Source organism: Cecembia sp. (assembly GCF_007126775.1).
GTDB lineage: Bacteria > Bacteroidota > Bacteroidia > Cytophagales > Cyclobacteriaceae > Cecembia.
Map to the genome: position 1 here is coordinate 1 of NZ_SLAP01000144.1, position 10,628 is coordinate 10,628.

The following is a 10,628-nucleotide window of genomic DNA, read 5'->3' on the forward strand; positions in this document are numbered from 1 at the left end:
ACTTTGGCAGTCTTTACACAAAATACATATTTAGGTCCCTTTCCACCATCAGGGTCTGGTAAACTTTCCTGTGCAATTCCTGTAATAGGAACTGAAGCAAATACAAAAAGGGCAAAACTTAAAACCGCAATTAATTTTTTCATAATACTTTTAAATTTTAAGGATACAAATCTCATCAACCTTTGATGAGTTGAATTAAAAGTTTACCGGTAACAACTAATTCTTCACTAATCAAAAAAAAATAGCTTAGTTGTCAAGTTTTAAACTAAAAAATATTTCCTTTCAACAGTTAACCTGCTGATTTACAGCGATAAAAATTTAACCCATAAAATTTATTAATGTGTTGAATATCAATAGTTTATAATTGATAGATGATATTTGTGATAGTGTAAATGAATAGCTTCCATATAAAAATGAAACATCCTATTTTGTCAATTTTTTAATGAACCACAACAGTGACAAAAGGGAACAAAAGGAGGGCTTTTGGGGTCTAGGGGTAATTCAGGGAGCTTTTGTGACTATTGTGGTCTTTTGTGTTTGAAAAAATTGATTGCTTCAGCAGTTGGAATATACAAGGTTTATCGGCAAAAGCTTTTTATTTTGAACCACAACCTGTCCCGAAAGTTGGGAAAAGAGACAAAAGAGAACAAAAAAAATAAACATTTATGGCTTGTTCAAGCACCAAGCATACGCCTGAGGCAGGTATTCTCTACCATAATTTTTATTTGATAAAATGGTGAATTCGATAAATTGATTGAGCCAAGATTCAAGCTTTTCATCCGGTTTTTTAGAATCCTTATGCGAGGCATGGACTTTGATTAAAATGATTTCATTTTCCAAAGCTTTCCAAAGCACCTGCTTTGAATCGCCCAGTATTTCAGCAATCAATTTTTGGCTTTCTACTGTATTTATGAGGTGGATTACCTCATAAACTTCCGGGTAAAGCAATAGGGAAGGTTTATCATCCTGGGCCACTTGTGCCGCAGACCTGACAGAAAAGAAAAGGAAAAAGAGCAGAAAAAAGAAACGCATAGGACTCTGTTTTTCTTTAAGACGGGAAGTAGGTCACATTTGTCCTGTTGGAAAAAGTTTTGATAGAAAAAAGAAATACCTCATTTTGAAAAACAACAGTTCGATTTGTTTTATGAACCACAACAGGGACAAAAGAGAACAAAAGAAGGTTCTTTGGGAGTATAGGGAGCTTTTGTGACTGTTGTGTTCTTTTGTGGTTAAAAAATATATTCAATAAAAAAAACCTCCAAGGGTTCGGAACCCTTGGAGGGTGGTATGGTTACTGATTTTAAATCAACTCCACACTTCTCTTGACAAAGGCGGTCAGGTCTTTGCCAGTAAGCATGCCCTGGGCCAATAAAGCCAGGTCAAATGCCTGCTTGGCCAGTTTTGCCTGATCTTCTTCAGCCTCTGCTTTCAAAATCTTGTCAATCAAAGGATGGTTGCCGTTGATGGCGACTTTGTAGTTGTCCGGCATGGCCCCGTAAAAGCCCATACCTCCGCCCATCTGGGCCATTTCCTTCATCCTGCGCATAAACTCCTCCATGGTCACTGTCACAGGCATTTCCTCAGGACTTAATCCCTCAACTTCTACACTGTAGGCTTGGTTATTTATGGCTTTTTCGAATACTTCCTTCACCTTTTTGGACTGCTCTTCTGTTAGCAGGCTGTCATACGTGTCCTCTTTTTGGATCAATTTCTCAGCCACATCTGCATCTACACGTTTCAATGAAGTTTTCTCTTCTTTAGTTTCTAAGTGTTGGATAAAGTGACTGTCAATAGGAGAATCCATTTGTAATACATCGTAATCTTTTTTATTGGCAGACTGAACAAAGGCATCCTGCTTGGCTAAATCGGTAGCATAGAGGTAAACCACCTGCTCATTTTTATCCGTTTGAAGGGCCTTGACTTTATCTTTATATTCTGTGAGTGTGAAAAACTCCCCATTGGTATTTTTCAACAAAGTGAATTCCTTGCCTTTTTCAGCAAATTTTTCCTCGCTGATCATGCCGTATTTTACAAACAGACCAATGTCATTCCATTTTTCTTCATAGACTTTGCGGTCTTTCTTGAAGAGTTCTGCCAACTTGTCCGCCACTTTTTTGGTGATGTAGTTGTTGATTTTCTTCACATTGGAATCTGATTGCAGGAAGCTCCTTGAGACGTTCAAAGGAATGTCCGGTGAATCAATTACCCCGTGAAGCAACATCAAAAACTCTGGTACAATGTCCTTCACTTCATCGGTGATAAATACCTGACGGCTGTACAATTTGATCTTGCTTTTTTGGAATTCAAAGTCATTTTTGACTTTAGGGAAATACAATACTCCTGTCAGGTTGAAAGGATAATCCACATTGAGGTGAATCCAGAATAGCGGATCCTCGCTCATCGGGTAAAGTTCTTTGTAAAAATTCAGGTAGTCTTCATCTTTCAGGTCGCTGGGAGATTTGGTCCAGATAGGTGTGGAATCGTTGATGATATTGTCCACTTCAACAGACTTCCATTTTTTCTCCCCTTTGTCATCTACACCATCTTCTATACTTTCTGTTTTGGTTCCAAATTTCACTGGCACAGGCAGGAATTTGGCATATTTATCCAAAATGCCCTGTAATCTCCATTTGTCCAAAAACTCTTCAGAGTCTTCATTGATGTGCAAGATGATATCCGTGCCTCTTGTCTTTCTGTCACCTGCAGAGATTTCAAACTCCGTGCTGCCGTCACAGGTCCAACGGGCTGCTTCTGCTCCTTCCTGGTATGAAAGGGTGTTGATCTCTACTTGTTTGGCCACCATAAAGGCTGAATAGAAACCCAGACCAAATTTACCGATGATTTCATTGGCATCCTTGGCTTCTTTGAATTTCTCCACAAACTCCGTAGCACCGGAGAAAGCAATCTGATTGATGTACTTTTTGATTTCATCTGCGGTCATGCCCAATCCCTTATCTGAGACGGTTATGGTCTTTTTGTCTTTGTCAAAAGCCACTTCCACGGTAACATCGCCCAGTTCTCCATGGTATTGTCCCAATTGGGCCAATCTTTTGATCTTTTGGGTGGCATCTACTGCATTAGAGACCAGTTCACGGAGAAAAATCTCATGGTCTGAATACAAAAACTTCTTAATGATAGGGAAAATGTTCTCGGTATGAATCGAGATGGTACCTTTTTCCTGCATAGCTATATTGATTTTAAGTTACTGATAAACATTTTTGACAATACAGCCTCATCAAGCCCCGTTCCAAAGGGTAAAAAATGTCATTTTGGCAGTTTATATGAAATATACCTTCGGTGAAATAAGGTAGAAATATGCCTTCGGCGAAATAAATATCCAATATCTAAATACTAGTCACAAAAGAAATACACTTAATAAATTGTAAATTACTTCACAGGCACCAGTTTGGGTTGCAGGTCCGGATCTTCCATATCCTGGTCAAAGGGAAACATGGGTCGGTTGATGCGCTTAAATTCCATTCTTTCCAAATCTTGGTCCACTCCTCCAGGGGTTAATGCCATGATCCAATCAGCCCGCATGTCATAGAGTTCAGGTACCAAATAACCTATTTTCACCACCAGAATATCCGCCTCCCTTGGGTTCAGTCCCAAATTGGTAAAATCGGATTCTCTGTGATAGGGTTTCCTTCTTTTGGTTACGATCACAGACAGGCTGCCCACCTTGACCACCACTTCAGTCTGGGCATTGGGATCCCCGTGTTCAATGGCCATAACCTGACCTTTAAGGAGGATGGGGGGAGAATAACGGTCATCCACTCTTGCACCTGCATACCCTTCTACCTGTCCTCCCACACCGGCTTGTATGGCTTTTTCTACGAAGTCGGCATCAGGAATGGAGGCATAAATCAGTGATTTGCCATTCGGGTTTTGGAATTCAGGTCTTTTAAGAATTTCTCTCAATGTCCAAGTCACATCCCCTGCTCCTCCGGCAGTAGGATTGTCGCCCATATCACTGATTACGAAAGGGTGGACTTCACTTTTTATGGCTTTATCAAGGGATTCTTTCAGACTAGCAGTGGGAGCAATAAAGTCAAATGCCTTCCTTACTTCCCAAAAACTATTGGCCAAATAGGCTGCACCTTCGGTTACCTGGTGTTGGTCGTCACCGGTTACCATGACATAGGCCTGATTTCTGGGCTCATCTGCCCAGGCATAGCCTATCCAGATCCCAGCGTCCACTACGCCTTTCTGATCTGCAATCGGGGCTACTTTGTCATAAAGACTTTTGGCCGGTTCTACCCTTGTACTTGTCTTTTCTCCAGGCAACAAAATCGGAACGGCAACCCAAGCCTTATATGCTGGCTTTCCCATTCCCCCTTCAAGCCTTTCCAAGAGATTATCTACAGTCCTTTTCTTGGACTCCATAGCATCCTCATGGGGCGCCATTCTGAAACAGGTAATAAGGTCTGTATTTTCAGCCAAGCGCCAGGAAACACTTCCATGAAGATCCATAGAAGTGGAAATCATCGTTTCATCACCAATTACTTCTCTTATCCTGACTATCATGTCACCTTCCGGATCATCAAGTCCAATGACACTCATGGCTCCATGAATATCAAAAAACATTCCATCATAAGGGGCATTTTCGCGGAGCATATCTAGCATTTCTTCCATCAGGGATTCGTAAGTGTCTCTTGTGACAGCACCTCCCGGTATTGCTCTGGCATAAAGCGCTGGAAACCAATCAGCACGATTTCTATTCGGAGTGTCATCAGCAAGAAAAGGGTAAAGGTTGAATATGTCATTTCCTCTGCTTACCCTGAAGGCATCCATCTCACTGACGGCAGGGGAAAAGGTACTGGATTCTATGGCGATTCCGGCAATGGCAATTTTGGGAAGCCTTTCTGTATGTGTATCAGTTTGTTCTTTTGAGCTACAGCCAAGAACAAAAAGCATGATAATTCCAAATAAGCTTAATTTTGAAAAGGTTTTCACGAGGTTTGAATGGATTGGTGAACCCTCAAAATACGGGATTTGTCCCAATAAATACCAATTGTTAATTGGATTATGATAGGTCAAAAAAATGCAGGTTGCTTTTGGGTTTGAAACATCTTAAAGAATTGACATCATTCTTTGGCTTTTATGCCTTGCTTATTTTTGTCCTTTATATACATCTTATTTCCCCTATCTTTGCGGCATGTTCCAACAAATCCGGACCCTCATCATCAAAGAGTTTACCTTAGAATGGAGGCAGAAATATGCCCTCAATGGGATTTTGTTGTATGTGGTTTCAGCAGTTTTTATTGTTTATCTCAGTGTAGGAGCCAAGCAAGGCAACATTGCGGTGCCTACCTGGAATGCACTTTACTGGATCATCATTCTTTTTTCGGCAGTCAATGCGGTAGCCAAGAGCTTTGTACAGGAGCATCAGGGCAGACAATTGTATTATTATATGATTGCATCACCGGAGGCTATTATAATTTCCAAAATTCTGTACAATACGATTTTGACCTTGGTTTTGGCCTTATTGGGGTACCTGGTGTTCAGCATAATACTTGGAAACCCAGTACAGGACCAAGGTTTGTTTGTACTGAATTTATTATTGGGTGCCATAGGTTTTTCTGCCTGTCTGACCATGGTTTCAGGGATTGCATCCAAGGCAAGCAATAATGCCACTTTGATGGCTATATTGAGTTTCCCGGTGATCATTCCTATTCTGCTGATGGCTATCAGGGTCTCTAAAAATGCGATCGATGGTTTGGATTGGTCTGTCAGCGTAGACAAGTTGATAACCCTTTTGGCAATCAATGCCATCGTTGCGGTAACCGCTTATATTTTATTCCCGTATTTGTGGAGGAGTTGAGTTTTTCTTTTTTGCTGAACCCCATTTTTTGGTGTCCTAAAATAAGAGATTGGTCATACCGGGGATAACATTCATAAACTTATGTCATAAAAAGCACAGGAATCAGGAACTTATGACGTATTTTTGCACTTAAATAAGCAAAATCTTTCGATGAGATCGAGTTGGTGGAAAATATTGACCATTGCCTTACTGGCTTACACCCTAACAGCAGGTTTACTACTTGATGTGCCCCGATTACCCATTCTGAATGAGACCATCAGAGCACTGCATTTCCATGTGACCATGTGGTTTGGTATGATCATCATGTTGGTGGTAGCTGTAGTTTACAGTGTCAAATACCTCAGGAGCAATGACCTTAAGCATGATGATTTGGCCATAGAATTTACCAATGCAGCCATACTTTTTGGCGTATTGGGGATTGTGACAGGTATGATTTGGGCCAAATTCACATGGGGTGACTACTGGTCCGGCGATCCCAAGCAAAATGCATCTGCGATTGGTTTGCTCATGTATTTTGCTTATCTGGTGTTGAGAAACTCTTTGACCGATGTACACCAAAGAGCCCGTATAGGCGCAGTGTATAGCATATTTGCATTTGCTGCCTTCATACCCTTGATATTTGTACTTCCCCGTTTGACGGATAGTTTGCATCCAGGAAACGGGGGTAATCCGGGTTTTAACGCTTATGATTTGGATAGCAAATTGCGTTTGGTGTTTTATCCGGCAATTATCGGCTGGGCACTTTTGGGAACCTGGATAAGTTCTGTACGTGTAAGGCTTAGAAGAGTAGAAAGAAAAATTGAAGACAGGTTGATTAATCAGGTATCATGAAAAAATGGTTGTTAATATTTTTCCTGGCCTTTAGTTTACAGGCTATGGCTCAGGAAAAGATAGAAATTACGGAAGCAGACTATCAGAACAATAGAATAGAAATGGCCGATGTGATGCGGTCTGAGGGGAAGATTTATGTTTTAGTGGGTATCATTATAATAGTATTTGCGGGGATTGTCATATACATTATTAATACGGACAAAAAAATAAGTAAACTTGAAAAGTTACTTCAGGAATAAAATAAATGAAACTGCCTTGAGGGGCAGACTATTGATTAAATCATATGAAAAAAGGGCATATTTTAGGACTTGGAATCATTGCAGTGGCAATCATCATCATCGTTTCTATGATCGGTGATGCCAGCACCTATGAAAGTTTCTCCACTGCCAAGGCAATGAAGATGAAAGGAGAAGATAAACCTATCCATGTGGTGGGAGAATTGAAGAAGAATATCTCAGGCACAGTGGAGGGAATAGAGGTTAACCCCAATAAAACTTCATTTTATTTCATGATGGTGGACAATGATGGTACCGAACAAAAAGTCTTTTACAACGAACCCGTGCCACCTGATTTTTCAAGAGCGGAACAAGTAGTGGTAATCGGTTCTTATAAGAACGAGGAGCTGTTTGTCGCAGACAAAATCCTGATGAAATGCCCATCTAAGTATCAGGAAAATGAAATCAGCACTGCTGGTATGTAAATGAATTTATCCTTTGATTTCAAAAAAACATGATCAATACCTTTGTAGGTAATGTAGGACATTTAGCGGTAATCCTGGCTTTTGTTAGCGCATTGGTTGCTGCTTATGGTTATTACCAATATACCTTTGCGCAGGAACTGGAAAAGCCTGTTTGGAAACGATTTAGTCGGGTGGCATTTTATGTTCATTCCGTCGCAGGTATCTCCATTGCTGTAGCTTTATTTGAAATCATTTATAACCACAGGTTTGAATATTTCTATGCGTATTCGCATTCTTCCATGGCATTGCCTGTGCATTACATGATTTCTTCTTTTTGGGAAGGTCAGGAAGGATCCTTTATTCTTTGGATTGTATGGAATGTCTTATTGGGACTCATTTTGATTCATACCAATAAATTTTGGGAAGGTCCGGTCATGCTGGTGTTTGCCTTGGTGCAAGCATTTCTTGTTTCCATGATATTGGGTGTGGTTATCGGAGATTTGAAGATAGGTAGTTCTCCATTTATCCTGATTAGAGATGCAATGAGCGCTCCAATTTTCCAAATTAATCCGGATTTTGTGCCTGAGGATGGTACAGGTTTGAACCCTCTGCTTCAAAATATTTGGATGGTCATCCATCCGCCTACCTTATTTCTGGGTTATGCAACCACACTGATTCCTTTTGCCTACCTTATGGGAGGTTTAGCAACCAGGAAATATACAGAATGGGTGCGTCCGGCTTTGCCTTGGGCAATTTTCTCCGCCATGGTCCTAGGGATGGGTATCATCATGGGAGCGTATTGGGCATATGTAACCCTTAATTTTGGGGGGTATTGGAATTGGGATCCTGTAGAAAATGCAGTTTATGTTCCCTGGCTGATTTTGGTGGCGGGAATTCATACCATGATTACCTTCAAAAAAAGCAGTACAGCTTTGAAATCCTCCATGGTGCTTATCATAGCCTCTTTTATATTGGTACTTTATGCTACCTTTTTGGTCAGATCCGGCGTATTGGGAGATGCCTCCGTCCACTCTTTTACAGATTTGGGGCTTTCAGGTCAGTTGCTGATCTACATGTTGTTTTTCCTTGCAGTAGCGGTTTTCTTGGCCATAAGGCATTGGAAACATATTCCTACCTCAGAAAAAGAGGCCTCCGTCTATTCCAGAGAGTTTTGGATATTTATTGGGGCCACTACACTTGCTTTGATGGCATTCCAGGTGATTCTACCCACTTCCATACCAGTGTGGAATGCCATTGTAGAAATGTTCGGAGGTATTTCCAATATGGCACCACCTGCTGATCAGGTAGGGTTTTATACGAAATTCCAGCTTTGGTTTGCTGTAGTAGTGGCTTTACTCACTGCCGTGGGCCAGTTTTTTTGGTGGAATAAAATGGACGGTAAAGCACTTCGGGAGGCTTTGGTAATGCCCTATATTATTGCAGTAGTAATTTCAGCACTTATCATTGTATTCGGAAAGGTGTATGACCTTTCTTATATTGTGGTAACATTAGCGGGTACATTTACCATTGTAGCCAATGCCACCATTCTGTACCGCTTGGTCAAGAAATCAACATTTAAATTAGCAGGGGGGTCACTTGCACACATAGGTTTGGGTATGATTCTTATTGGAGTGATGTTCTCCTCTGGGTACTCCGAAGTGATCTCCTATAATCTATCCGGATTGACCTATAGCAACAGCTGGGAGGATGAATTGAATAAAGAGCATGTATTGTTATGGATCAACAAACCCACACAGATCAAAGATTATACAGCTATCTACAGAGGGAGACAGAAGAAGGTCAAAGGCATGCCAACCCTTGTCAATGTGAACAAGCTGAAATTCACCGATAATGTCAATGAAGCCATTGCTTTAGAGGATATTGTTTATAGGAATAAGTTGTATTTTGAGAAAGGGGACAGGGTTCCGCTGATCTTGGAAGAAAACGATTACTTTCAAATTGACTATTACAAGGAGGATCAATATCAGTTTACGCTGAATCCCATGTCCCAATTCAATCCCCAAATGGGTTTGATATCTTCTCCGGATTCCAGAAGATTTTTAAGCAGGGATTTGTATACTTTTGTTTCGGCCATCAATGACTTTGAAGATCCTGAATGGAGAGAAGATGAATTATACGATGTTTCCCCCGGAGAGAATTTCTTCATCGCTGATTTTGTAACCGAATTTCAGGGAGGAGAGGTCCTTTCTCAGATAGATGGGGTTGCCTTGAGAGATGGAGATGTGGCCGTCAAAGCCAAATTGATGGTTCAGGATTATGATGTAGAGAAATACCTGGAGCCTATCTTCATTATCAGGGAAAACCAAATAGGAAGGATTCCCGCCATTGATCATGAATTGGGTGTGAAAGTAGAGGTAGAAAACATACTTCCCGAAACCAATCAGTTTTCCTTCAAAGTGAACAGATACCAAAAAGATTATGTGGTACTCAAAGCCATTATAAAACCTCAGATCAATATCCTTTGGATAGGAACCATCATCATGTTGATCGGTTTTTGTGTAGCGATATACAGAAGATACGACGAATTTAAGAAGATGAGAGATAAAGGGCTGGAAAACAATTGATATGAGCGTTTTGCTACAAATCTTCAAAGGGAATGTAAACATCTGCATTCCCTTTTTTTGATCCGTCAAAAAACTTTTATATTTCCTGTATGAAGTTTAAAGTTGCTATCCTGGGAACAGGAAATGTAGCCTGGCATTTGGCACCTGCTTTAGAGGAAGCCGGGCATACAGTCACTGAGATATATGGCAGGGATTTGACAAAAGCCAAATCCCTGATCAAAAACTTATATACTGCTGAAGCCAAAGAAGATCTTGATTTTTCTGAATCTGAGGCGGAAATTTATATTCTTGCAGTCAGTGATCAGGCCATTTCCGACTTGGCAGACGAGCTTATTCTGCCAGAGGAAAGTATTCTCGTCCATACATCGGGGTCGGTACCAATGGATATTTTGGGTTATAGTTCTGCTGCCTATACGGGTATTTTCTACCCTTTACAGACATTTACCAAAGATCGGAAAATGGATTTTGAAGAGGTGCCCTTTCTCTTGGAATCAGACGATCAGGAGACTTTACAAAAATTAAAAAAGCTGGCCAAAAGTCTTTCTCCTTTACAATACACGATCAAATCCAAGGATAGGATGGCCCTGCACATTGCGGCTGTTTTTGCCAGTAATTTTTCCAATCATATGTTGCGGTTGGCAGAAGAAATTATGAACAGAAAAGGCCTTGATTACGAAATGCTCAAGCCTTTGATCATTGAAACCATTAG

General features: G+C 40.7%; 9 protein-coding genes. 6 read left to right on the forward strand and 3 right to left on the reverse strand.

Translation table 11 applies throughout. The features are described from left to right. Positions 1-663: 663 nt before the first annotated feature. From QZT73_RS09710 to QZT73_RS09720, 3 genes are all read right to left on the reverse strand, one after another. Positions 664-1,032: a hypothetical protein gene (locus tag QZT73_RS09710; RefSeq protein WP_291787856.1), complete on the reverse strand. Its 369-nt coding sequence runs from the start codon at positions 1,030-1,032 to the stop codon at positions 664-666. 268 nt (positions 1,033-1,300) lie between these two features. Then, the gene (gene htpG, locus QZT73_RS09715) at positions 1,301-3,184 is read right to left on the reverse strand and encodes a molecular chaperone HtpG (protein WP_291780877.1); all 1,884 of its coding nucleotides are present in this window, start codon (positions 3,182-3,184) and stop codon (positions 1,301-1,303) included. A gap of 203 nt (positions 3,185-3,387) precedes the next feature. Continuing rightward, positions 3,388-4,917, reverse strand: coding sequence for a M81 family metallopeptidase (locus tag QZT73_RS09720; RefSeq protein ID WP_291787863.1), 1,530 nt, complete (start codon positions 4,915-4,917; stop codon positions 3,388-3,390). A gap of 241 nt (positions 4,918-5,158) precedes the next feature. Between QZT73_RS09720 and QZT73_RS09725 the strand changes: the two genes are divergently transcribed. The 6 genes from QZT73_RS09725 to QZT73_RS09750 form a co-directional block, all read left to right on the forward strand. Continuing rightward, positions 5,159-5,824 (forward strand): heme exporter protein CcmB, encoded by a 666-nt coding sequence (locus tag QZT73_RS09725; protein ID WP_291780880.1) that lies wholly within the window; start codon positions 5,159-5,161, stop codon positions 5,822-5,824. A gap of 123 nt (positions 5,825-5,947) precedes the next feature. After that, positions 5,948-6,655 (forward strand): cytochrome c biogenesis protein CcsA, encoded by a 708-nt coding sequence (ccsA, locus tag QZT73_RS09730; protein WP_291787859.1) that lies wholly within the window; start codon positions 5,948-5,950, stop codon positions 6,653-6,655. Beyond that, positions 6,652-6,894, forward strand: coding sequence for a CcmD family protein (locus QZT73_RS09735; protein WP_291780886.1), 243 nt, complete (start codon positions 6,652-6,654; stop codon positions 6,892-6,894). Before ccsA (QZT73_RS09730) ends, QZT73_RS09735 begins: the two co-directional genes overlap by 4 nt. Before the next feature lie 44 nt (positions 6,895-6,938). Further along, on the forward strand, positions 6,939-7,355 hold the full coding sequence (locus QZT73_RS09740) for a cytochrome c maturation protein CcmE (protein WP_291780891.1): 417 nt from the start codon (positions 6,939-6,941) through the stop codon (positions 7,353-7,355). A gap of 29 nt (positions 7,356-7,384) precedes the next feature. After that, the gene (ccsA, locus tag QZT73_RS09745) at positions 7,385-9,919 is read left to right on the forward strand and encodes a cytochrome c biogenesis protein CcsA (RefSeq protein WP_291780893.1); all 2,535 of its coding nucleotides are present in this window, start codon (positions 7,385-7,387) and stop codon (positions 9,917-9,919) included. Positions 9,920-10,008: 89 nt separating this feature from the next. Then, a partial coding sequence (locus tag QZT73_RS09750; protein WP_291787861.1) for a Rossmann-like and DUF2520 domain-containing protein occupies positions 10,009-10,628 on the forward strand: 620 nt, incomplete at its 3' end.

Bases quoted from the DNA above. Each gene is read 5' to 3' on its own strand.
- QZT73_RS09710 (WP_291787856.1), bottom strand. From the start codon at position 1,032: ATGCGTTTCTTTTTTCTGCTCTTTTTCCTTTTCTTTTCTGTCAGGTCT.
- htpG (WP_291780877.1), bottom strand. From the start codon at position 3,184: ATGCAGGAAAAAGGTACCATCTCGATTCATACCGAGAACATTTTCCCT.
- QZT73_RS09720 (WP_291787863.1), bottom strand. From the start codon at position 4,917: ATGCTTTTTGTTCTTGGCTGTAGCTCAAAAGAACAAACTGATACACAT.
- QZT73_RS09725 (WP_291780880.1), top strand. From the start codon at position 5,159: ATGTTCCAACAAATCCGGACCCTCATCATCAAAGAGTTTACCTTAGAA.
- QZT73_RS09735 (WP_291780886.1), top strand. From the start codon at position 6,652: ATGAAAAAATGGTTGTTAATATTTTTCCTGGCCTTTAGTTTACAGGCT.
- QZT73_RS09740 (WP_291780891.1), top strand. From the start codon at position 6,939: ATGAAAAAAGGGCATATTTTAGGACTTGGAATCATTGCAGTGGCAATC.
- ccsA (WP_291780893.1), top strand. From the start codon at position 7,385: ATGATCAATACCTTTGTAGGTAATGTAGGACATTTAGCGGTAATCCTG.